The 20245-nt window shown below is 55.8% G+C and carries 30 protein-coding genes; 22 read left to right on the top strand and 8 right to left on the bottom strand.

What is annotated here, in order from left to right:
• Window positions 1-304 (top strand): hypothetical protein (locus D1159_RS00390; protein ID WP_161843724.1); only part of this gene is annotated, 304 nt, incomplete at its 5' end.
• Between the two features lie 195 nt (window positions 305-499).
• On the opposite strand, the gene D1159_RS00385 is transcribed toward D1159_RS00390, so the two are convergent.
• Window positions 500-766: a hypothetical protein gene (locus D1159_RS00385; RefSeq protein ID WP_161843723.1), complete on the bottom strand. Its 267-nt coding sequence runs from the start codon at window positions 764-766 to the stop codon at window positions 500-502.
• A gap of 284 nt (window positions 767-1050) precedes the next feature.
• On the opposite strand from D1159_RS00385, the gene D1159_RS00380 reads away from it, so the two are divergent.
• Window positions 1051-1257, top strand: a complete 207-nt coding sequence (locus tag D1159_RS00380) for a helix-turn-helix domain-containing protein (RefSeq protein WP_243152034.1) — start codon at window positions 1051-1053, stop codon at window positions 1255-1257.
• Window positions 1258-1549: 292 nt separating this feature from the next.
• Here D1159_RS00380 and D1159_RS00375 read toward each other — a convergent pair whose 3' ends face one another.
• The 4 genes from D1159_RS00375 to D1159_RS00360 all read right to left on the bottom strand — a co-directional run bounded on the left by D1159_RS00375 (window position 1550) and on the right by D1159_RS00360 (window position 6169).
• Complete coding sequence (locus tag D1159_RS00375; RefSeq protein ID WP_347563609.1) at window positions 1550-1744, bottom strand: helix-turn-helix transcriptional regulator; 195 nt, start codon at window positions 1742-1744, stop codon at window positions 1550-1552.
• 779 nt (window positions 1745-2523) lie between these two features.
• Entirely contained in the window at window positions 2524-3720 is a 1197-nt protein-coding gene (locus tag D1159_RS00370) for a site-specific integrase (RefSeq protein ID WP_161843721.1), read from the bottom strand.
• A 121-nt stretch (window positions 3721-3841) separates the two neighbouring features.
• On the bottom strand, window positions 3842-4960 hold the full coding sequence (locus D1159_RS00365; protein WP_161843720.1) for a hypothetical protein: 1119 nt from the start codon (window positions 4958-4960) through the stop codon (window positions 3842-3844).
• Window positions 4961-5836: 876 nt separating this feature from the next.
• Window positions 5837-6169: a helix-turn-helix transcriptional regulator gene (locus D1159_RS00360; protein ID WP_161843719.1), complete on the bottom strand. Its 333-nt coding sequence runs from the start codon at window positions 6167-6169 to the stop codon at window positions 5837-5839.
• 175 nt (window positions 6170-6344) lie between these two features.
• Here D1159_RS00360 and D1159_RS00355 point away from each other — a divergent pair, with 175 nt between their 5' ends.
• From D1159_RS00355 to D1159_RS00260, 20 genes are all read left to right on the top strand, one after another.
• Entirely contained in the window at window positions 6345-6542 is a 198-nt protein-coding gene (locus D1159_RS00355) for a helix-turn-helix transcriptional regulator (protein WP_161843718.1), read from the top strand.
• 172 nt (window positions 6543-6714) lie between these two features.
• Complete coding sequence (locus tag D1159_RS00350; protein WP_161843717.1) at window positions 6715-6927, top strand: helix-turn-helix domain-containing protein; 213 nt, start codon at window positions 6715-6717, stop codon at window positions 6925-6927.
• A 45-nt stretch (window positions 6928-6972) separates the two neighbouring features.
• Entirely contained in the window at window positions 6973-7362 is a 390-nt protein-coding gene (locus D1159_RS00345) for a hypothetical protein (protein WP_161843716.1), read from the top strand.
• Between the two features lie 2 nt (window positions 7363-7364).
• Window positions 7365-8180: a hypothetical protein gene (locus D1159_RS00340; RefSeq protein WP_161843715.1), complete on the top strand. Its 816-nt coding sequence runs from the start codon at window positions 7365-7367 to the stop codon at window positions 8178-8180.
• A 15-nt stretch (window positions 8181-8195) separates the two neighbouring features.
• A complete protein-coding gene (locus D1159_RS00335) occupies window positions 8196-8888 on the top strand; it encodes a hypothetical protein (RefSeq protein WP_161843714.1) in 693 nt (230 codons plus the stop codon).
• Between the two features lie 207 nt (window positions 8889-9095).
• Window positions 9096-9425 carry a hypothetical protein gene (locus D1159_RS00330; protein WP_161843713.1) on the top strand — a complete coding sequence of 110 codons (330 nt, stop codon included), beginning with the start codon at window positions 9096-9098 and terminating at the stop codon, window positions 9423-9425.
• Window positions 9426-9441: 16 nt separating this feature from the next.
• Window positions 9442-9861, top strand: coding sequence for a hypothetical protein (locus tag D1159_RS00325; RefSeq protein WP_161843712.1), 420 nt, complete (start codon window positions 9442-9444; stop codon window positions 9859-9861).
• Window positions 9858-11453, top strand: coding sequence for a DNA cytosine methyltransferase (locus D1159_RS00320; protein ID WP_243152029.1), 1596 nt, complete (start codon window positions 9858-9860; stop codon window positions 11451-11453). Before D1159_RS00325 ends, D1159_RS00320 begins: the two co-directional genes overlap by 4 nt.
• 213 nt (window positions 11454-11666) lie before the next feature.
• Entirely contained in the window at window positions 11667-12239 is a 573-nt protein-coding gene (locus D1159_RS00315; RefSeq protein ID WP_161843711.1) for a hypothetical protein, read from the top strand.
• A gap of 192 nt (window positions 12240-12431) precedes the next feature.
• Entirely contained in the window at window positions 12432-13241 is an 810-nt protein-coding gene (locus D1159_RS00310) for a hypothetical protein (RefSeq protein WP_161843710.1), read from the top strand.
• A complete protein-coding gene (locus D1159_RS00305) occupies window positions 13238-13432 on the top strand; it encodes a hypothetical protein (RefSeq protein ID WP_161843709.1) in 195 nt (64 codons plus the stop codon). The genes D1159_RS00310 and D1159_RS00305 overlap by 4 nt, the downstream gene beginning before the upstream one ends.
• Window positions 13429-13776, top strand: a complete 348-nt coding sequence (locus tag D1159_RS00300) for a hypothetical protein (RefSeq protein ID WP_161843708.1) — start codon at window positions 13429-13431, stop codon at window positions 13774-13776. The genes D1159_RS00305 and D1159_RS00300 overlap by 4 nt, the downstream gene beginning before the upstream one ends.
• A 3-nt stretch (window positions 13777-13779) precedes the next feature.
• Window positions 13780-14361, top strand: coding sequence for a DUF1064 domain-containing protein (locus tag D1159_RS00295; protein ID WP_161843707.1), 582 nt, complete (start codon window positions 13780-13782; stop codon window positions 14359-14361).
• Window positions 14362-14364: 3 nt separating this feature from the next.
• Window positions 14365-15006, top strand: a complete 642-nt coding sequence (locus tag D1159_RS00290) for a hypothetical protein (protein WP_161843706.1) — start codon at window positions 14365-14367, stop codon at window positions 15004-15006.
• Complete coding sequence (locus D1159_RS00285) at window positions 15003-15398, top strand: ASCH domain-containing protein (RefSeq protein WP_161843705.1); 396 nt, start codon at window positions 15003-15005, stop codon at window positions 15396-15398. Before D1159_RS00290 ends, D1159_RS00285 begins: the two co-directional genes overlap by 4 nt.
• Window positions 15395-16189: a ParA family protein gene (locus D1159_RS00280; RefSeq protein ID WP_161843704.1), complete on the top strand. Its 795-nt coding sequence runs from the start codon at window positions 15395-15397 to the stop codon at window positions 16187-16189. Before D1159_RS00285 ends, D1159_RS00280 begins: the two co-directional genes overlap by 4 nt.
• Before the next feature lie 3 nt (window positions 16190-16192).
• Window positions 16193-16435 carry a hypothetical protein gene (locus D1159_RS00275; RefSeq protein WP_161843703.1) on the top strand — a complete coding sequence of 81 codons (243 nt, stop codon included), beginning with the start codon at window positions 16193-16195 and terminating at the stop codon, window positions 16433-16435.
• 14 nt (window positions 16436-16449) lie between these two features.
• A complete protein-coding gene (locus D1159_RS00270; RefSeq protein WP_161843702.1) occupies window positions 16450-17622 on the top strand; it encodes a ParB N-terminal domain-containing protein in 1173 nt (390 codons plus the stop codon).
• Between the two features lie 101 nt (window positions 17623-17723).
• Window positions 17724-18422 carry a hypothetical protein gene (locus tag D1159_RS00265; RefSeq protein ID WP_161843701.1) on the top strand — a complete coding sequence of 233 codons (699 nt, stop codon included), beginning with the start codon at window positions 17724-17726 and terminating at the stop codon, window positions 18420-18422.
• Window positions 18423-18437: 15 nt separating this feature from the next.
• The gene (locus D1159_RS00260) at window positions 18438-18920 is read left to right on the top strand and encodes a hypothetical protein (protein WP_161843700.1); all 483 of its coding nucleotides are present in this window, start codon (window positions 18438-18440) and stop codon (window positions 18918-18920) included.
• Window positions 18921-19252: 332 nt separating this feature from the next.
• Here D1159_RS00260 and D1159_RS00255 read toward each other — a convergent pair whose 3' ends face one another.
• The 3 genes from D1159_RS00255 to D1159_RS00245 all read right to left on the bottom strand — a co-directional run bounded on the left by D1159_RS00255 (window position 19253) and on the right by D1159_RS00245 (window position 20242).
• Entirely contained in the window at window positions 19253-19573 is a 321-nt protein-coding gene (locus tag D1159_RS00255; protein ID WP_161843699.1) for a hypothetical protein, read from the bottom strand.
• On the bottom strand, window positions 19570-19770 hold the full coding sequence (locus tag D1159_RS00250; protein WP_161843698.1) for a hypothetical protein: 201 nt from the start codon (window positions 19768-19770) through the stop codon (window positions 19570-19572). Before D1159_RS00250 ends, D1159_RS00255 begins: the two co-directional genes overlap by 4 nt.
• 85 nt (window positions 19771-19855) lie before the next feature.
• Complete coding sequence (locus D1159_RS00245; RefSeq protein WP_161843697.1) at window positions 19856-20242, bottom strand: hypothetical protein; 387 nt, start codon at window positions 20240-20242, stop codon at window positions 19856-19858.
• Window positions 20243-20245: the final 3 nt, after the last annotated feature.

Genomic DNA, 20245 nt, shown 5'->3' with positions numbered 1-20245 from the left:
GGTGGACGCCCGGAGCAAATCCAACACCCACCGGCTGGATGAGATGGGCGAAAAGGTGGACACGCTCCAGCGCCTGACCTCCGCCGTGGAGGTCATGGCCGCGGAGCAGAAGCACCAGAGCAGCACTATGGAGGAGATTAAAACCGACGTGACCAATCTGGGGCGGAAGGTGGACGCCATAGAGAAGAAGCCCGCCAAACGCTGGGACGGCATGGTGGAAAAGCTCCTGTATGGAGTGGCGGGCGTCCTGGCTGCGGCCCTGGGCACTGGCTTGCTGTACCTCCTGCGGGCGGCGCAGCAATAGACGGCGTAGACAGAGGAATACAGAAACAGGAACCAGCCCTTTTCGGGAGATATAATATTCTCCTGGAGAGGGCTGTTTTTTATTTTAGGACTGGGTTGCCGCAGAGGGCCGTAAGGCCCTGTTTGCCGTTTGCGCCCCCCTGGGGCGCGTTCTCCGGGTGGGTGGTTATCCCTCCACCACCGCAGGGGCTCTCTGTTACCGGTGACAGGGAGCGGCGATCCGCTTCTCGTATTCCTCTCCGTCCCGCTTGCTGGCCCGGTCCATCTCCAGGATTTTGCCGTTCAGCCGGTCAATCTCGGCAGCCCTGGCCTGGTAGACCTTCTTCTCGCCGTCGGCCTGGACAAAAGCCTTGCAGAAAGCGTCCTTGTCGCCGTCGAAGTTATAGTAGGCTTCTTCAATCTTCTCGTACTCGAAGGGGAGGGGCCGAAACCCGGTGCGCTCGATAAACTCGGATATCATCATTTTTGTGTACCTCCTTGAATTTTGGGGTCCGTTCTGTTATTCTGGAGGTGCCGGGCTTTCCCGGTGCCTCTTTTGGGGCGGGGCGGCGGTTTGCCTTGGTCGGGGGCCGCCGCTCCTTTTGCCGTTCGGCTTTCCCTCCCGGCATTACGAATTATACTACTTATAGAAAGCATACACAAGAGGTAAACCATACAATATACTACTTAAAAAATGTATAAAATGAACACTTTGCAAGTAGTATGTTGACGGTTATAATTAGCGGCGGGAGGTGGTACGCTGTGCCAATGAAATACGACAAGCTCTTTGCACTAATGAAAGAAAAAGGGCTGACTACCTATCGCATACGCCAGGATCACATAATTACCGAAACGACGCTCCAGAAACTGCGGGAGGGGCGAAATGTGACAACGGACTCCCTTGCCAGCCTGTGCCATGCGCTATCTTGTCAGCCAGGGGACATTATGGAGTATGTGGAGGACCCCGCCGATTGAAAATCCCAAACGTTTGGGCTTTTGGCGGGCCGGTAGGCGGGCGCAAAGTCACATTTCTGTGACGCTTGTGACTTTGCTACTGTCACAGGCTAAACACGCATGGCTGTATAGCTTTCGGGGGTTTGTGACACTTGTGACAGTAGGTAATAAGAACTAAACGAATTAAAGAGAGAACACCCGCATAACGCGCCTAATCCGTATGCGCGTAATATGCGAGTGTTCCCAGTGTCACAAGCGTCACAAAACGAAAAGCCCGGACGCCTAAAGCGTCTGGGCCAAAGGTCCAGCCTGGTTATTTTCGGCCCTTATCGGGCAGGGATGCGCTGGTGTGTGTCTTTACTCTCGGCTCCGGGTTGGGCGTGATCTCCAACAGGTCCGTCAGACCGCAGCCCAGCGCCTCACAGATCAGGTCGATGTGGTCCAGGCTGATCCGGGTTGCGATCTCGTTGTAAAGCTCGCTTATTGTGTTTTTGCGTATCCCCGTCATTCAGGCGAGGTCCGCCTGGGTCAACCGTCGTTCGCCAAGTCGGGTTGACAGTAAAATCCTAACCATAGCCATGCTCCTTTGCGATACAGTATAGCGATATTCATACCGCATCGCTTGATTTTGGTACAGAATATCGAAAACCGATACACAAATTATGCAGCGGGGGTGTGTTACCTGCGTGTTACTACCGGCCCCGTTTCCCCCGGTTTTGAGCGGTTCCAAAAATTCAGCAAAGCCCTGAATTTCAAGGGCCACAACGGATTAAAAATTGAACTGATTCATGGTACAATGACTTACCGGCTTTGCCGAATCAAGATTTGAGGAGAACTGTTATGCAAAAGGACACTATCAAAATTGATGTGGGCTTAATTCCGAACTATGTAAGGAACGATCTCGCTGCAGCAACTTTAGAATTCATGAAACGAATTCTGGAACAGCCTGGGGGCAGAGAAATGTTGGACACAAAAATGACACAGAGGACAAAAAAATAGGGGAGAAGTGGGCAGTATCCTTAACCTCAAACTCTCGTTTTAACCTCATTTTAACCCCAACCTTTCTTGTTTTTCTTTCTTCTGTTTTGTCAGACTTTACTACACGGAAAAACCCCGGAACCGTTGTGGCTCCGGGGTTTTGCAGCAATATCAGCGCTTGGAGAACTGAGGCGCGCGGCGGGCGGCTTTGAGGCCATATTTCTTACATCCTATCTAGAAAAGTCCTGTATTTTCAACGGCTGTACAGTTTTTAATTTTTAATGCACCCTTATATGCACCCCAAAAATACTATTTTGGATTGTTCGCAAATGCCTGGTTGACCTTCGAGATCAGATCCTTCGGCTGGTTATAGGTCAGGTGTGTGTAGATGTCCAGCGTGATCTTGGCGTGCTCATGGCCCGCCAGCACCTGCACTGTTTTGACGTCGACGCCGGCTAGGAGCAGGTTCGTGATGTAGGTGTGCCTGAGCTGATGGGGTGTCACCTCGAAGTCGATACTATACACCACATCGCTGTTGTGGGCGGCCCGTTCCCCCAGGACGGGGGTTACGGTATGCGGGATCTTCTGGCCGTTGACATAGCGGTAATAAGTCCGCTCCCTGACGGTGCGGGTTCGCACATAGCCCCACACCCGGCGCCATTGTGTTTCCGAGAGGGCTCCCCCATCCCGGTTGGCAATCACGAAGTCCGAGGCCGAATTCTCCTTGACCTCCTTCAAGCATTCCACCAGCTGGGGCGGGATGGGGATCGTCCGCTTGGCAGCCTTCGTCTTAAGGTCAGTCAGAATCACCGGCCGGTTGTGCTCCGTGTGCCAGGCCCGGCAGACAACGATATGCGGCGCATCCCCCTCCAGGAAGACGCTGTCCCACTGGAGGGCGAGAGCCTCCTCCCGGCGCAGGCCGGAGTAGAGGCAGAGCATGATGAAGGGGTACGGGGGTAGGTCGCGGACCGCGTCCAGGAGAGTGGCGACCTGCTCATCGGTGAGGGCCTTCTTCTCCTTCGGCGTTTTGCCGCCGCGGGGGTTTAGGTTCTTGCAGGGCGACTCATCAATGATGCGGCTCTCCAGAGCAGAGCCGAAGATCATCTTGTAGAGCATCTGGACGCTGCGGTAGATAGAAGCGGACTGCTGGGCGGCCTTGCCGATGGCCATTTTCACATCGTCCGGGGTGACCTCGGCCATGTACTTGTCCCCCAGCGGTTCGATGATATAGATTTTCACCTTGGAGGTATAGTCCGTCAGGGTGGTGGTGCGGACATGGGAGCCGTGCATGGCAAGCCATTTCTCAGCGTATTCCTTCACGGTTGGGTTCTCCCGGTGGTAGACCTCCTCCTCGATTTCCCGTTGGACGATGGCAATTTTAGCTGTCAGCTCTTCAGGGGTCTTAGCATAGACGGAGATACGATTCCCGCTGGGCCCTTTGAGCCGCTTTCTATACTCGTTTCGACTGGCTATAAATTCATAGATGGGCTTTTTTCGGCGGGGCATCCTCTTCACTCCTCTGCGGCGCGTTCCGCCCAGTATTCCTGAACACCGCAGCGGACCGCTTTTTCTACCCACGGTTGGGCTGTGCGTTCCGCTGGAACGGAAATTTTTATTGCACACTAGGCTATAAAAATTTCTCAAATCTATGATCCCATTCCTGTAGAAATTCGGAATTGACTACGGAAGTTATACCAGAGCACCAACGTTCCAAAGCGGGTGGAATCACAACCGCAACAAAATCCGCGTATTCTTTCTTCAAATATTGCTCATGGTGTTCTATGATATAATCAATAATCCTGGTTTTTGTCCAACTTGGGTAGCAGTCTGTTATGCCGAATTTTCTTATAGATGTTATGATTTTATCCTTTGTATGATGATTCAGAAGGGAAATGTAATCGACAGCATCAGACTGCAACAGCAATCCAAGTTCAAGCGATTTGTTGACACAGGAGGATTTATGTGTAGTCCATGGAAGATTCCCTCTGTTGTAGAGGGAACGGACGATATTAATATAGGACACTTTATCTGAGTCTGATAATTCTATAAACCCGGTCGCTTCGTACAAGTCAGTGACATTAATATCCAGAGAGTAGTCGGTGCCGACTGTCAGCTCATAAAAAAGACGGTACATATGTTTACATGGAAGGACACGGCTTTCATGGTCAGGACAGGTACAATCAAAGAGGGAGACAGAATAAATTGAATTCATATCATGGGAAAGGAAAAAGCCGTTACGCATTTTATGGTCAATGTAAACTGGAAACGTCCTGATGGAGCGTTTCTGTCGGATAAGCTGCTCGTAGGAATCGTGATCACACGAGAGGACATTCCAGTCAGACTGAATCTTCTGGTCTGGGGAGACAGTGGGGAAAAAATCAGTATGAAATACCTGTAATTCGGAAAGTAGCGTTGTATAATCGGAAACAGCCTCTTTTGCCTGACTGCTCGGAAAAATACAGGTATTGCGAAACCATTCCACACCGCCCCGCGATTGAGAGCAAAATGATTGCAATCTCGAATAACCATCAACAATCTCTTGCGCACAGTTCAGTTTTTTGCGGATGTCCGTCTTGGGATTGTTTAATTCCGAGGATAGTCTTGATATTTGAAGTTGATATTGATGCAGAGTTTTGTATTTGCGCTGTGCAAAGCCTTCGGGAGATATAAATTGGCGGAATTGTAACACAAAAACAGTCACAAGTATTAGAGGGAAAGCAAACATCATAATAAGAAGACTAAACATAATTACAGCCCTTTCCTTACCACAGCCGGGTCCCACGCTCCGCTGGGGTTATTTTTTGCTATCCATCTTGCGCGTTGCCCAACTGATTCTTGTCACTCTTTATATATTTCCCAGGGCTGACCATGGTATCAGATTGGTCGACCAATAGTTCCTGCCCCTCCTGATCGAGTTGTCGAAGTTCTGTATCAAAATAGCCCTTAGATAATCTGTGCCATCAAGAAATCGGCATGGTTGAATGCGTCATCGGCAAGTGCGCAGAGGTCTGCATGACCGGCCATTCCGTGTCATCATCACCGAACCGGGATGGTAAGTCCCCTCCGAATCTCTAAAAATGCGCAATAGACCAATAGAAGAACGATAATACCACCTCCCATCCGGATGCCAACAAGGAGGGTTATGTAGAAATGACAAACGTGAGTGTTATCAAGGAAATCTACGCAGATATAGCGGTGTTTAGGCTACTATCGTAACTATTATCCGCATCTTCCAGGCACCTAAAAGCTGGACAAATCTCAGAAGCCAGGGTGCCAATACCAATGAGCCTATCATAATAACTGAGCGGGGTATTCTAGAGGGACAAGCCACAATAAGCGTCTGAAAGACACTATGCTACAACTTTTTGCGCAGATTATTGTACGTTTTAATAAAGATTAAGGATATGCCAGTCACAGAATGATAAACGAAGATGCCAGATTTCCTTATAAATTACGAAAATACCCTGGAAATGCGCTGGAAATCAAAGCTCGGCCTATGCTATGATTCAACTGCGCAAATACACAGCCTAGGCGCCGGGGCGGAAAGGAAAGACTATGGAAGAAATAGATGAAGTAATTCTGGCTCTATTTCAGAGCCTGTCCCAAAAGCAGAAAGCAGAGGTCATTTGCCTTGCTCAAACAATACTTGCATCTGGGCAAGAAGAAGCTGCTTCTGATCTGGCGTCATTGCCTGAATAAACCCCAGTAAGCATCTGTCCATATCGTCCAGCCCGTCCCCGTCCGTGGGGGCGGGCTTCTTTTTTTGTTCTTCACCCCGAAGGAGGTAGTCTATTGAGCAGTCAAGAACTTCCCCGATTTTTAGGAGCGTTTCAAAGTCGGCCTCTCGCTTTCCTGTTTCGTACTGCGAGATAGCACTTTCGGAAACGCCGACCTTCTCCCCGAGCTCTTTCATGGTCAGCCCTTTCGACTTTCTTGTTGCGCGAAGCATTTTCATATCAACACCTCTCCTTTATGTTAGAATTATAGACTTTACAAACTGTGAAGTAAACCATCAAAAACAAAACTTAACAAAACGAGCAGAAATAGCTTGACAATACGTGAAGTTTATTGTAGTATGGACTTGTACTTAACAAAACGTGAAGTTATGAGGTGAGAAGATGCGGAGTTGGATGGAAAAGGCGAGAAAATGCTGTGGACTCACCATGAAGGCGGCTGCGACTCAACTTGGCATTTCGGAAAGCTACTATTCCATGATTGAGCGCGGGGAGCGCCAGCAAAAACTGGACATTGCTCTTGCTGTGAAGATGTCAGGGGTTTTTGGCGTCTCGTTAGAGTACATTGTCAACCAGGAAGAGGCGAGCGCATAAAAAAACTGCCCCAGGCGGCAGAAGGGAGGGCAGGCTACGGCGGCATGGACAGCAAAAATGCCCTGTCAGGTGCGGGGGCACCTGACAGGGCAAGCGGCCTAACGAAAACCAACAAAAGGCCACTGTTGGATTATATCACATCCTTCTGTGGACTGACAAGGAGGAAAAACTTATGAAGCTTTTGACCCGAAAAGAGGCGGCGGAGCGGCTGGGTATGTCGCTGCCCACGCTGGACCTGGAGCGGACCACCGGGAGGCTTGCCTACATACAAAGAAAGCCGGGAAGCAAAGTGTGGATTACCGAGGAGGCCATTGCCGAATATCTGGCGCGTGCCACCCATAAGGCAAGACCGGAGATGAAGCCCTATCGGTGCAGATGGGCTTGATATCCCGCTTGCAGAGGGACATTGAACAGGAAGGAGCGGGAGGCAATGCCTAAAAAGATCTATCCCGGAGGCTTTCGACTGACGCTGGCGACGGCCAGGAAGCTGGCCGTCCAGGAGTTCGGGACGGCAAAGGGCCTGGAGCCGGACCGGGGGACGTGCCTGGAAGGGTTTTTCAGGATGGAGCTAGAAAACCTTGTCGTCTCCATTCGGCCAGATATGAGAATGAGTGGGTGTATTGAGGCCCATGTGGCGCTGTGTACGGCAAGCCATACCTGCATCGGCTATTTCAACCGGGAGACGCTGGAGCCGGACTACGACGTGATGGAAAAGTACGAGCGCCAAGAGAAGCGCGAGGCGCTGGAGCAATGGGTGTCCGGCGGAGGGCCGGAGCCGTGCCACAAGCTCATTGACGAAGTGTGGGAGAAGGGGCGGTAAGCATGGCGGAAACCTGCAAGCCGGGAAAGAAAATCGTATGTTTCAGCGGTGGACATTCCTCTGCGTTGGCAGCGATTGAGACAGCGAGGAAATGCGGGAAAGATGGAATGGTGCTTCTTAACCACGACATTTCGCCACACGTTGAGCATGAGGACATCAAGCGGTTCAAACTGGAAGTGGCGGAGTATATCGGACTGCCTATCACCTATGCCAATATGCCGGGGTGGGAGACGACCCCGCCGCTGGCTGTTGCCGTGGCAAATAAGGCGTTTAAGGCGTACAACAGACCGGCGTTCTGCACCAGCAGGCTAAAAACAGAGCCGTTTTATAAGTGGCTGGAGGAAAACGGAGAGCGCGGAGACTGGGTAATATACGGATTTGACGCAGATGAAACCAACAGAATGAACCGAAGAAGCGACATTATGAACGCCATGGGATACAAAGCTGTGTTCCCGCTGGCAGACTGGGCGAGGACGATTTGGGCGACAGAGGAAGTGGGAATAGAGAGGCCCAGCACCTATGCGACCTATAAGCACGCAAACTGCATCGGGTGTTTGAAAGCCGGGAAACAGCACTGGTATTGCGTGTACTGCCTGCGCCCGGATATTTGGGAAGAGGCAAAGGCGGCGGAGGCGGAAATCGGATACAGCATCATCAAGGGCGCTTACCTGAAAGAACTTGAACCGAAGTTCCAGGAAATGCGCGATATCCTCCACATTATTCCAACGGATAAGACAAAAAGCGCCCTATTCTGGAAGGAAGTCCGGGAGGCAATACCGGAGGAACAATTAGAGATACCGTGTGACTGTAGCTTTTAGAGGAGAAGGCCAGATATGAACACTATCTACAAACCGAGGGGCGCGGCGGCGGAGTACGGCGACTACGCCGTGAACATCTATACCGGATGCCCCCACCGCTGCTATTACTGTTTTGCGCCCGGCGTACTGCATCGGGACCGGGAGGCGTTTCACTCCTGCGTGGGACCGCGCAAGGACATCGTGACCGAGCTGCGGCGGAAGTTGGAGCGAGAGAAAATCACTGGGAAGCTGGTCCACCTGTGCTTCACCTGTGACCCGTATCCCACCGGCCACGACACGACGGCCACGCGGGAGGTCATTCAGACGTTGAAGGAGTACGGCAACCACGTCCAGATTTTGACCAAGGGCGACGGGAGCCGGGACTTTGACCTGCTGGATGGCGGCGATTGGTACGGCGTGACTATCAGCGGAGCGGACCACGAAAGCCAAGAACCGGGGGCAATACCGGAGGGGCAAAGGCTGGGGATTATGCAGAACGCCCCGTGCAGAAAGTGGGTTTCCTTTGAGCCGGTCATACACCAGGACTTTGTTTTGACCATGCTTTCCTTGATTGGCGTGGGTGTGCGGGTGAAAATCGGGAAGCTGAACTACCACCAGTCGGACATCAACTGGGCGCAGTTTGGCCGGGAAGCCGAAAGGATTTGCCGAACGCGAGGACTGGACTACTACATAAAGGATAGCCTGCGGGCGGAAATGGACAAGCCGTGAGCGTGGGCGCGGACTTCTCCCGGACCTGCGAGGGCTGTGAGTACATACGGGGATCGCCGTGGACGGTAAAGGGAAGCTACAAAGAAACGTTCACGGCGTTTCGTTGCTTTGCGTCGGGGCCGTACCGGGGATATCACATGGGCACGGAACGGTTTTTCCCATATGTCCCAGCGTGGTGTCCAAAGATACGGGGAAAGGATGGGGACGATGGGACCGGAAAACAAGTTTGATCCGAACGCATTTACGCTATTCCTGGGCGACACACCGATTGCGCGGGGAGAAATCGCGCTGGCGGAAATCACGGTGCCGGATGAAGCGACTGAACCGCCGAAGGGCTTAGACGTGTTCCGGTGTGTGGAATTTACGATGACGGTCAAAACGCCGAAGCGCTGGCGGTGCCAGAGCCGGAAGCGGTTTATTAAGCTGATGATGTCAGAGGGGATAGGACGAAACCACGCGGAATGGATGGCGGACTTTGTGCGGGGCTGGATGCCATACAGGGAAGCGTGGAGGGAATACATCTGGAAAAAGCTGTGAAATGGGAGGTGAAACCGTGGAAAAGGTCAAGTACATCAAAATCCGAGCGGGACAAGACAAAAGGGGTCCCAACGAAAGCCCAGCGACTGAGCAGCCGTTGACGGTAAAGCCGCCTTACGGATGCGGCGTACCCCTTGCAGGTAAGCGGGTTTCGTGGGGAAAGGAGAAAGGAATGGAGCGGGTGGAGCTTTCGGCGGAAGCCAGAAGCAGAACGGAGCGGAATTTCTTTCGATGCAACGGCTGGACCGTGGCGTGGTATGTGTTCCTGACGGTGGCCGGGGTCCTGCTGTATAAGCTGGGCGCGGCCTACGCTATGCAGGAGCGGGGGTATTTCGCCGTCGGCGGCGAAGCGCTGGCGCTGCTTCTGCCTGTGCTGTACTACTGCGCGGCGGCGACCGTCCGGGACATCATCAAGGACTGGAGAGAGAGACGTTGAGCAGGATTCGATTTAGTGCGCCGGATGAAATCATCGTGGACAATTTCGCGGGCGGCGGCGGTGCTTCAACCGGGATGGAGCTGGCGACTGGGCGCATTGTGAAAACAGCAATCAACCACGACCCGGACGCTATTCTGATGCACAAGACCAACCACCCGCACACCCGGCACCTACAAGCCGACCTGTGGGACGTGGACCCGGTGAAGGAGTGCGGCGGCTGTCCGGTAGGGCTGGCGTGGTTCTCCCCGGATTGCAAGCACTTTTCCAAGGCGAAGGGCGCGGCCCTGGTGGACCGGAATATCCGGGGCCTTGCGTGGATTGTCCTGCGCTGGGCCGGGACTGTCAGGCCCCGCGTGATTATCCTGGAGAACGTGGAGGAATTTCAGACCTGGGGGCCGGTCCGCCGGGGAAAGCCGGTCAAGAAAAAGGCGGGCCAGACCTTCCAGCGGTGGAAGAAACAGTTATCAGACCTGGGGTACACCATCGAACACCGGGAGCTGGTGGCGGCGGACTACGGAGCGCCCACAACACGAAAGCGCTTTGTCCTGGTGGCGCGGTGTGACGGACGGCCTATCGTGTGGCCGGAGCGGACCCACGACAGGGACGGGGCCGACGGCCTGCCGAAGTGGAGGGCGGCGGCGGAGGTTATCGACTGGGGCCAGCCGTGCTATTCCATATTTGCAACAAAGGAGGAAATCAAAAGCCGGTACGGCGTCAATGCGGTAAGGCCGCTTGCAGACAACACAATGCGGCGCGTGATTCGTGGGGTGGACAAGTTCGTGATAAAGACCAAGACGCCGTACATCGTGCCGTGGATCGTGACGAACACCACAAATTCGGTAGGCGAGCCAGTAACGGACCCGATACATACCATCACCACGGCGGGAAATCAAATGTTGCTGTCTCCCGCACTGATTCAGTATCACACAGAGCAGAGCGAGAATGTACGGGGGCAGGGCGTCGCGGAGCCGCTGCGAACGGTGGACGCCTCCAACCGCTACGGACTGGTGGCGGCAAACCTGGTGGAGTATTACGGGAACGGAAACCCGCTGGACATTTCCCAGCCGATGCGGACCGTGACTTCACACGACCGGGAAGCCCTGACACTGACGCATATATGCGAGTTCAAAGGGCAGGACATAGGCCAGGACGAAAGGAAGCCCCTGCGGACCATTACGGCCAGCGCCGGGGAATTTGCGGAAATCCGCACGGAGATACGGGCCTATGGGCCGGATGCGGATATGAAGCACTGGCCGGAGATACGGACGTTGCTTAACCGATTCTGCGGGTACGACCTGAAAGACAATGAAGCCCTCCTGCTGAATGTGAATGGGGCACATTATTTCATGGCCGACATCGGCCTGCGGATGCTGACGCCGAGGGAGCTTTACAACGCCATGGGATTCCCGCCTGACTACATCATCGACCGGGACTACACGGGCCGGGCCTACAGGAAAAGCAAACAGGTGGCACGCTGTGGGAACGCGGTATGTCCGCCGATGGCCGAGGCCGTGGTGCGGGCCAACCTCCCGGAGTGGTGCGGGAAGAAACTGCGGACGATGGAGGAGCTGGAAAGAGTGGTGTCGGCGTGACATGGCAAGGAAAAAGCGGAAGCCACGCAAGACACCTGCCAACGCCACGGCCTGGTGCGCTCTGCATGAACGGCTGATGAACGACGTTTACATACGGCGGCGGGGGTGCGTGATGCGGCGGTGTAAACACCTGCATTGGTTGAATGACAAAGGGCAGAAAAACGATGGACACCCGGTAAACGGGTCCAAATCAATGAACGTGAGGCAAAGAGAATGGTTGACATCAAAGGGATGGACAAGGCGCGGGTCCTGAAAGCGCTGTATGAAAACAGCCACCTCCAGGGGATGGGGTTCATGCAGGCCAGCGGGCCTATCACGGTTGAGCATTGCGCCGGGCTGCTGGAGAAGCAGACCTATTTCGATTACCTGTATGGGCGGGTGCTGAAAGTGGAGCTGTCCGAGGATGAGTTCGACGAGCGCCTGTACGACCGGGACTGTGGCGAGGGGGCCGCGCAGCGGGCCGTCGATTCCGTCCGGGTAGAGCGGGAGGGCGGAGAAAACGCCGCCGGGAACGCGGACGAAGAGAAGAAGGAGCCGTCCTTGGAAGAGCAGGCGGAAATGACGGAGGAGGCCGTTCACAAAATCCTGGACATATTGAAGGAGCTTCCGCCTCCCTGCTTTGCCGTCGCCTGCATGACGCTGAAAATGGCGCTAGGGCCGATGGGAGGAATGTCCGCAGCGTCCGCGCCGCTGATGATGGGTGGACCGTTTGCGCCGCCGTTCAGGACAATGGAAATGCCGTTTGGGTGGCCAACCGGGAGGGTGCCGCGCGAGCGGTTCGGATAAAAGAAAACGCCCTGCGCGAGCTTCCTACAGCTTGCGCAGGGCGGACACCCCGGAGGGTGCCCATGACAATCAAGTACACAACATATTGTACCACACTCCGGGGACATATACAAGGGGAAAAGTACGCGCGCAGGCGCGTTTCGGGCTTGTATGGAATAGTAACTTAACGACCACGGAGGGGGTGCTATCGGTATGCGCACCGTGTACCGGGAAAAGAAGTATGTCTGCGGGGAATACCTGGACGTGTTTATCTATCCCGTCTTTGAGACGGGGAAGCACAGCGGCGGGAAGCGGGCCAAAAGAAGGCCCTCCACGCAGGCCCAAAAGAAGCTCAACCAAAAGCACCGGGAAGAAAAGCTGACACGCCTCTTCCACGCGAATTTCACGCCGGAGGACCTGGAAATCCACATGACCTACAGGGGGGAGCAGCCGGGGAGCGACGAGGAAGCGGCCCGCAACCTGCGTAACTATATCCGGCGGGTTCAGCGCCTGCGGAAAAAGATGGGCCTGCCCCCGCTGAAATACATAGCCGTCACAGAGCGGGGGAAGCGGGGCGGGCGCTATCACCACCACATCACTGTCAACGGGGGGATAGACCGGGACACCCTGGAAGGTATGTGGGAATATGGACGCGCAAACTCCAGACGCCTGCAATTCGATGAAAACGGGCTGGCCGGGCTGGCAAATTACGTCGTGAAGTCCCCCGTCGGGGGCAAGGCGTGGTCCGCCTCTAAAAACCTGGTGGACCCGGAGCCAAGGACAAGGGATGGGCGCATATCCGGGGCGAAAGCAAAGGAGCTGGCCGAACACAAGCAGGACAGCACGCGGTTTGAAAAGCTGTATCCAGACTATCTGGCGTCCGGCCCGGCGGAGGCGTTTCACAACGACGTGAACGGAGGGACCTATCTCTCTATACGCCTATACAGGAAGGACGGGAAATTTATCAAACCGAAGAAACCGAAACAGAAGCGGTGTAATCAAGAAGGGAGGAAACACACATGAGCATGGTTGAGTTGCCGGGCGGCGGGTGCGCTACGGAATCGGAGGCGATTTCTGCCCTGGTGCGGGAAAGCAAGCGGCGGGGCGTCAGTTACGGGCACCTGGTAGCCAGCACAACCGAGCGGGACCGGACCGAAATCATCCGGGACTACTGTGCGGAGAAGAGGCGGAAAGGGAGGAGGAACGGGAAATGAAAAAGTTTTTCGACCGCCTGCGCCGGTGGCTGATTAAGAAGCTGGGCGAATACACCGAACAATTCACCCCGATACAGCGGCAAATTGAATGGACGGAGACGGAAAAACCACAGAAGGTACAGGCGCAAATCAGCGTTGCAATGCCAAGTCCGGACAGCGCGATTGACTTTAGGCAATACTGCGAGGAACAAGTGCTATACATACTTATGCGGGAACTGTATCAATCTGGCTTTATTCTGTGGGAAAGCCAGAACGACGAAATAATGCAAAAGGTAAATGTGCGGGCGACGCTGCGCGTGGTGAACGCGAACGACCTGACACCGCGTTTCCGATGGGTGGAGTGAGCCATGGGAATTGACGTGAAGGACCTGCCGCCTGCCTATCAGGCCCAGGCTTTGCGGAAGTGGGCGGAGCAGGAGCGGCGGAAGAAGTGTCCGCCTCTCCCCTCCCCTGTTGATGCAGAACCGGGGAAGCCCGCCAAGTACCACAACAAACCAACCGAGCGGGTGACGCCAGCCGGGGCCGTCCTGCGGTTTGACAGCCAGAAGGAAGCCCGCCGGTATGACGAGCTGGCCGCGCTGGAGCGGGCCGGGGAAATCCGGGAACTGCGTATACAGGTGGACTTCACTTTGCAGGAAGCCTATACCGATAGCGAGGGCCGACGGGTGCGGGCTATCCGGTATAGGGCGGATTTTGTGTATTGGAAAAGAAAAAACGGGGCCCCCGCAAAGGCCCAGCACAGCGGGCTTTGTGGGGAGAGCGCGAGCAGCGAAATAAGCGAACTTTCGCCGCGAGGCGGAAGTGAGGGATATGGAGCTTGGGAGCGCGAGGTGGAGGACGTGAAGAGCCGCGCAACCCGTACGAAGGAGTATCTCATGAAGCGCAAACTGATGAAGGAGCGCTTCAATATCGACATTCAGGAGGTGTAATGCGTGAAGCTGAAAAAGGTCGCGGCGCTGTGCAACGCCAACAAGGCGTTCTTCCTGTTCGATGAAAACCGTGAGGGCGGGGAAATCCGCCAGTGGCTGGGGGACGGGTATTCCATGTACCTGCTGTCCGGCCTTCCTATCCTGGACGAGAACAACGTGTGCGCTATGTTTGATATCCCGGAGAAAAAGCGGAAAAAGTGCCGGACCAAGCGCCAGCCGGTGCCGAAGGTCTACAGTCTGGAGGACTGGGAGCGGGGCGAGCGGGCGATTAACGACGAGTGGCCCACGGTGGAGTATGACGGGCGTATTGTGAAGCCGCTTAGTACAAGCGACGGTATGACGTTCGTCCAGGACAAGTATCTGGCCCCGCTGGAGGACATAGCCGACTACCTGCGGCTGTTCGAGCGGGCGGACACCAACTGGGGCAAATACATCGTAGCGAAAAACGGGATGGAGATTGCCGCTATCATTATGCCGTATGACATCATCAGCGCGGGCTTTGTGGAAGAGCTGGAGAGCCTAGCCTACAAGTGCCGCCAAACGCTGGAGGCGAAAAAGCAGCAGGAGTATCTGAAAGCCTTGGAGCGGGAGCCAGGGCCACTGTTTCGGGAGGGCGGAGACGCCGGAGAAGGAGGGGGAGAATGAAAGCCTTTACTGCGCATCAGCCATACGCATACGCGATTGTGGCGGGGTTAAAAGGATATGAGACGCGTCCAAGGCGGACAAGCATCAGGGGCCGCGTGGCCGTCCATGCTGGATTGCGAGACATAACAGGAAACGAGGTGAAAATTTGTGAAACGTACATCCCACAAGGGACCATCCTTGCAATGGGTGCGGTTGTTGGGACCGTGGAAATTGTCGATTGCGTCCCCGTAGAGGAAGTTGCGGAGGGGCTCACGCCCAAGGAAAGGGCGCTGGGGGACTACTCGCCGGGGCGCTGGGCATGGGTCCTGAAAAACCCGGTCATGTTCCGTATGCCAGCTTACGCACGCGGGAAACAGGGCTGGTGGAACTGGGAAGGGGGAGACAAAACGTGAGAACGCTGGCAGTCGTCAATCTGAAGGGTGGGGTGGGCAAGACCGTTTCGGCGGCAAATATCGCCCACATCCTGGCCGTGTACCACCACAAGAAAGTGCTGCTGGTAGATGGGGACAAGCAGGGCAGCGCCTCCCGGTATTTCGGGGTGTACGGGGAGCAGGACGGGACGGCGGCGCTTCTGCTGGATGACACGCTGGACGCCGAGGGCGTGGAGCGGGTCATTTACCGGACCGGGTGCAAGGGGCTGGACATCATCACGTCCAACATGGAGCTGTACGCGGCGGACCGGGCGCTGTTCGACCGGGACGACATGGACACGGCCCGGGTGCTGTTTGGAGCCTTGGACTTGGTGCGCAATGACTACGATTTCTGCATCATCGACAACGGCCCGGCGGCGGACACGGTGACGCTGAACGTGCTGACGGCGGCGGACGACGTGCTTATCCCTATCCGCCCAGACGAGTTTTCTTTTTCCGGTCTGTTGGACCTGGTGGAACAGGTGGACGCTGTGCGGGAGAGCGTCAATCCGGGGCTGACGCTACGGGGCGCGTTCTTCACCCATTGGCAGAACCGGGAGCCGTTCAAGCAGGCGCGGCAATCGCTGGAGGATAGCGGTATCTGCCCTGTGTTCCAGACGGCCATAAGCTACAATCCGAAGGTGCCGGAAAGCACGCTGGAGGAAATGCCGCTGTGCGCGTTCGCGCCCCGCTCCTGGGCCGCTATCCAGTACAAGAAGCTGACGGCGGAATATCTGGCCTTGACCGATTTGAGCAAGGGGAAGGAGGGGTAAGCAATGCTGATTCTGACGCAGAGGAAGAGCGAGGTTGTCAATCTCGACAGCGCGGAAGCAATTTTCGGGGAGCCGGAAACTGCGCGCTTTAACGCCGAATGGAATGTTTTTGCGCGGGGAGCAAGCGGAAAGAGCGTGACGTTGGGCCGGTATGAGAACGAGGCACAAGTGCAGGAAGTTTTACGGGAAATCATGGAGGAATACCGGATACCGGGCAGGCAGATGTATGAAATGCCGGAAGCGTGAAGGAGGGATAAACCGTGGGGTTCGATATTATGAGCTTGCAAAAGGGCCGGGGGCAGGTCCAGGCACGGAGCAAGGCGGACGAGGGCCGCGCCGTGCTGAAATACATAGACGTGGACGACCTTTTGCCGTCGGAAGATAATTTTTATCCCATGTCGGCAATCGACGAACTGGCCGGGCTGATCGAACTGTCCGGCGGCGTGAAGCAGCCGGGGCTTGTGGTGCCGCTGGGCGGCGGGAAGTACAAACTTCTTTCCGGCCACCGTCGGCGGCTGGCTTCTCTCCAGCTTGTGAAGCAGGGCAAGGAAGCCTACCGGAAGATGCCGTGCATGGTGGAGGACACCGAGCGGGAGACGGGGCCGGAGGCGGAAGAGCTGCGGGCCATTGACGAGGAAATTTTGATTATCACCACAAACGGTCATAGGGAAAAAACAGACTGGGTTAAGGTGCAGGAGGCAACGCGCTTACGCGCACTTTTGGAGAAAAAGCGCCGGTTTGAGAAAATCCCTGGCGAGACGCGGAAAATCATTGCGGAGCAGTTGGGCACCACGCCCGCACAAGTGGGCCGGTATGACAGCATTGCAAAACACCTGATAGCGGCGTTCAAGACTTGGCTGGAAGAGGGGAAAATCAATATCTCCGTGGCCTATGAGCTGTCCACCATGTCCGAGCGGGAGCAGTTGACGGCGCTGGACCGGGCAAGAGCCATGAAGCGCGGGCCGTCCATCGACGAAGTGAAGCGCCTGCGGGAAGAACTGCGGACACCGGAGCCGCCGATACCGGCGGGCGGGGTCACGATGGTCATAGCGGACGAGACGGGGCCAGCGCCGACGCCGGAGCAGATGGAGGAAATTTTGGAGCGGGCGAAGGACCGTTCGGCCAGCGGCGCGGCTGTTCTCCCGGCAAGGCTGGAGGATGAAGCGGGAGCGCCGAAGGTGGATTGGACACCGGAGGCATACACAGGGGATACCGGGAAAATCGTGGACTTCCCCACGCTGCCCTCTCCCCCACCTGCGGAAGATACGCCGAGGCCGGAAAAGGAGCCGATGCACAAGCGGATGGCCGCAAACATCCTGGAAGACCTGCAAATGTACTGCGAGGAAATGCTTGGCATTGAAGCCGGGCTGGCGGACACATGGATGGAGCGGGCCGACGCGCTGGCCGTGGCAATCGCCGCCCTGCGGAAATGAGGGGCGGAGCGGTGGAGAGAAATATTGAAAGACGCACGCGCCCGCCGTTGATTCATGGAAGAATGATTTATTGCTGTGAACAATGCGGGAAGAGCTGGCCTATGTATCTGGAAAAGGGCGTTGAAGAGTTCGGGGAAAATCACAAACCGTCGCCGTTTACAATCGCCTGCCCATACTGCGGCGGATGGGCAATGGATGTGTCCGGGATTCAGAAGGTACCGGGCGGCAGGTATGTGCCGCTGCCGGATGGGTACAGCTATTTTGCAAACGTGGGAAATAGGGATTGTGGAGTGCCAACTTTTCCGGCCGGGGAAGCGAAAAAAGAGCCTAAAAAGCAGACCAAAGTTTTGATTGCGGATGAATTAGACGGGAACGGCGTAGGGGCGCCAGCGCGCGCGATAAAATATTTGGCGGACTGCATGGAGCGAGAAACACAGGAAATTGAAGAGGTCGCCTGCATGATTGCGGAACGAACGGGCGTTTCCATGGAGGCGGCGGAGGGAATGATCCTGAATGTGTTGCAACGGGACGCGGGTGGACTGCGGGAATGTTTGGAAGAACTGAACAGTTTGCTTGATGCAGACAGCAGACAGATGGCGAAAAACAGGGAGTTTCTGGACCCCACGACTGCCTGGGACCAGAAAGAGGCACGGGAGAAGCTGCGGGCCGTAGAGCGGGAAACTGCCTCCCGATTCCGACAGAGAAAAGCCAGAGAAAGCGCATGGGCCGCGCGGAAGCGGATTGGCCAGCGCAAACGGGAATGGCGCGGGTCGTGGAGAGAAGCCAAAAGAACGAACTGACGCGGAGGTGGAGCTATGCGGCGTAAGGACGTGAAAACAGTAATAGCCTACTATTTCGGGATTCCAGCTATGAGGCGGATGCTGGCCGACGAGCGGGCTGAGCTGGAGGGAGAATACGACGGATTGCGCGGTATCGCCTATGACGGGATGCCGCACAACTCCACGCCGGGAAAACCAACCGAAGTGCTGGCCTTGCAGGCGGACGCCCGGAACGTGTGGAACAGGATGGAGGAAATTTCTGTAAAAGACCGCGTTCTGACCATGGACCGGGATATGATTCAGAGCTGTTTGGACGCGATAAAAGGTGAGTACAAAAGGCTGATTTTTTTCAAGTACCGGGATAAGTACAGTTGGGTGCAGATTGCAGTCGCAAACGGGGTGCCGGACAGGACGGTACGCTGGTGGCACGACAAGGCCGTGGACCGGCTGGGGGAAGCCCTGGAAGAAGTGCCGATGGTAGACGAAATTTTGGGGCGTGCTTCGCGTGCGCGCGTATAGAAGATTTTGGGGACAGATTGCTGGGCGCTTCCTGCGATCTGGACGGGCCGAGACCAGCGGTGGATATGGGCGAAAAGGGACTGGGATCTTCAAGTTTTGGTCCGAGGTCAATATGCGCGTAATGCGATAGCTTCCCCAGGCACAAAAACCGCGCTGGAAAAACAATTTGCGAATAGGCAAAGAAAAGCCCTCCGGGAGCCGCTTATGCGGCCTCTGGAGGGCTTTTGTTGGGGACCCCACGCAAGACCCAGCGAAGCGGGCTGCGTGAGGAGAAGGAGGAATAACAGAGCGGTGCGAGCTTTCGGCAGAGCCGGAAGCGAGTGGAGCGGAGTTTATTCCGACGCGGGTTCGCCGTCCTCTTCAAAGGGGTCCTGGAGGGCTTTCTGGCGCTCTTCCTCGGCCTGGCAGTCGGACAGGTCCAGGATGGGGAACGGGAAATGCGGCGGTGGGGGTATCAGCTTGTAATACTCCCCGTTGCGGTAGTTTTCGTCTGTTACCCAGTTCCACCAGCCTATATCCCCGTGCTGCTCCATTGCGGCATCCATTGTCGAGCGGGCTTGTTCGCGGGTCAGGCCGTCGAACAGGAGCCGGGAGCCGTCGGCAAAGGCGGCGACACAGCGGTAGGGAGCAAAGACTTGCGTTTCGTCCGTCATTCTGAGCCTCCCTTCTGCGCCTCGCGGGCCATGCGCTCTTCTACGGCCTGGAGAATGTAGCCTTGCAGACTTTGACCAGCGGCGGCGGCGGCGGCACGGATTTTTTGCCCTTGCGCTTTCAAAGGGCGGACGTTGATATAGTCGCACTTTTCAGTGTACCGGGCGTTGGACGCTTTCTTGTTCTCACTGATTGGCATTCCAAGACCTCCTTTTCGCGTTGTATGGGCATTATAGCACGGTTTAATGCGGTATTCAACCGTGTTTTGCCTGCTTGCGTTGTGGTTAGAGCAGGAAGTATATTTGCCCTCCTTCCCCTACGGGGTATTCCAGCGCAGCGGAAGCAGGAGCCGGGGTGTCCTGGGGTTCATCCGGGCGGTAGCCGTGTGCGGCCAGCTTGCCTAAATCGTTCACGTCCAGGCCGTCGCGCATATACTTTGCCGGGTCCATCATGCCGCCGCTGATGATGCCGTCCAGCACTTGGGCGGATTCGTCGGCGGTGAAGAGGGTCCAGGACTCCACGCTTGTTCCGGTCGGGTGGCCGGGCGGCGTGGTGATAAGGGCAAAATACTTCTCGTCGTTCTTGCGGAAGGGTACGCGGCGGGTCGTGAAGCCGACGCGGGCACACTCGATTTCGTACTCCTTGATGGAGCGGAAGCCGTGATACTCCATGTT

The sequence above is a fragment of the Pseudoflavonifractor sp. 524-17 genome (genome assembly GCF_009935845.1).
Lineage (GTDB): Bacteria > Bacillota > Clostridia > Oscillospirales > Oscillospiraceae > Pseudoflavonifractor_A.
This window is presented reverse-complemented; position numbering and strand designations above follow the sequence as displayed.

What these genes read in the sequence shown, in the direction of transcription:
- D1159_RS00385 (WP_161843723.1), bottom strand. Translation starts at nt 766, where the DNA reads ATGATGATATCCGAGTTTATCGAGCGCACCGGGTTTCGGCCCCTCCCC.
- D1159_RS00380 (WP_243152034.1), top strand. Translation starts at nt 1,051, where the DNA reads ATGAAATACGACAAGCTCTTTGCACTAATGAAAGAAAAAGGGCTGACT.
- D1159_RS00375 (WP_347563609.1), bottom strand. Translation starts at nt 1,744, where the DNA reads ATGACGGGGATACGCAAAAACACAATAAGCGAGCTTTACAACGAGATC.
- D1159_RS00370 (WP_161843721.1), bottom strand. Translation starts at nt 3,720, where the DNA reads ATGCCCCGCCGAAAAAAGCCCATCTATGAATTTATAGCCAGTCGAAAC.
- D1159_RS00365 (WP_161843720.1), bottom strand. Translation starts at nt 4,960, where the DNA reads ATGTTTAGTCTTCTTATTATGATGTTTGCTTTCCCTCTAATACTTGTG.
- D1159_RS00360 (WP_161843719.1), bottom strand. Translation starts at nt 6,169, where the DNA reads ATGAAAATGCTTCGCGCAACAAGAAAGTCGAAAGGGCTGACCATGAAA.
- D1159_RS00355 (WP_161843718.1), top strand. Translation starts at nt 6,345, where the DNA reads ATGGAAAAGGCGAGAAAATGCTGTGGACTCACCATGAAGGCGGCTGCG.
- D1159_RS00350 (WP_161843717.1), top strand. Translation starts at nt 6,715, where the DNA reads ATGAAGCTTTTGACCCGAAAAGAGGCGGCGGAGCGGCTGGGTATGTCG.
- D1159_RS00345 (WP_161843716.1), top strand. Translation starts at nt 6,973, where the DNA reads ATGCCTAAAAAGATCTATCCCGGAGGCTTTCGACTGACGCTGGCGACG.
- D1159_RS00340 (WP_161843715.1), top strand. Translation starts at nt 7,365, where the DNA reads ATGGCGGAAACCTGCAAGCCGGGAAAGAAAATCGTATGTTTCAGCGGT.
- D1159_RS00335 (WP_161843714.1), top strand. Translation starts at nt 8,196, where the DNA reads ATGAACACTATCTACAAACCGAGGGGCGCGGCGGCGGAGTACGGCGAC.
- D1159_RS00330 (WP_161843713.1), top strand. Translation starts at nt 9,096, where the DNA reads ATGGGACCGGAAAACAAGTTTGATCCGAACGCATTTACGCTATTCCTG.
- D1159_RS00315 (WP_161843711.1), top strand. Translation starts at nt 11,667, where the DNA reads ATGGTTGACATCAAAGGGATGGACAAGGCGCGGGTCCTGAAAGCGCTG.
- D1159_RS00310 (WP_161843710.1), top strand. Translation starts at nt 12,432, where the DNA reads ATGCGCACCGTGTACCGGGAAAAGAAGTATGTCTGCGGGGAATACCTG.
- D1159_RS00305 (WP_161843709.1), top strand. Translation starts at nt 13,238, where the DNA reads ATGAGCATGGTTGAGTTGCCGGGCGGCGGGTGCGCTACGGAATCGGAG.
- D1159_RS00300 (WP_161843708.1), top strand. Translation starts at nt 13,429, where the DNA reads ATGAAAAAGTTTTTCGACCGCCTGCGCCGGTGGCTGATTAAGAAGCTG.
- D1159_RS00295 (WP_161843707.1), top strand. Translation starts at nt 13,780, where the DNA reads ATGGGAATTGACGTGAAGGACCTGCCGCCTGCCTATCAGGCCCAGGCT.
- D1159_RS00285 (WP_161843705.1), top strand. Translation starts at nt 15,003, where the DNA reads ATGAAAGCCTTTACTGCGCATCAGCCATACGCATACGCGATTGTGGCG.
- D1159_RS00275 (WP_161843703.1), top strand. Translation starts at nt 16,193, where the DNA reads ATGCTGATTCTGACGCAGAGGAAGAGCGAGGTTGTCAATCTCGACAGC.
- D1159_RS00265 (WP_161843701.1), top strand. Translation starts at nt 17,724, where the DNA reads ATGTATCTGGAAAAGGGCGTTGAAGAGTTCGGGGAAAATCACAAACCG.
- D1159_RS00260 (WP_161843700.1), top strand. Translation starts at nt 18,438, where the DNA reads ATGCGGCGTAAGGACGTGAAAACAGTAATAGCCTACTATTTCGGGATT.
- D1159_RS00255 (WP_161843699.1), bottom strand. Translation starts at nt 19,573, where the DNA reads ATGACGGACGAAACGCAAGTCTTTGCTCCCTACCGCTGTGTCGCCGCC.
- D1159_RS00250 (WP_161843698.1), bottom strand. Translation starts at nt 19,770, where the DNA reads ATGCCAATCAGTGAGAACAAGAAAGCGTCCAACGCCCGGTACACTGAA.
- D1159_RS00245 (WP_161843697.1), bottom strand. Translation starts at nt 20,242, where the DNA reads ATGGAGTATCACGGCTTCCGCTCCATCAAGGAGTACGAAATCGAGTGT.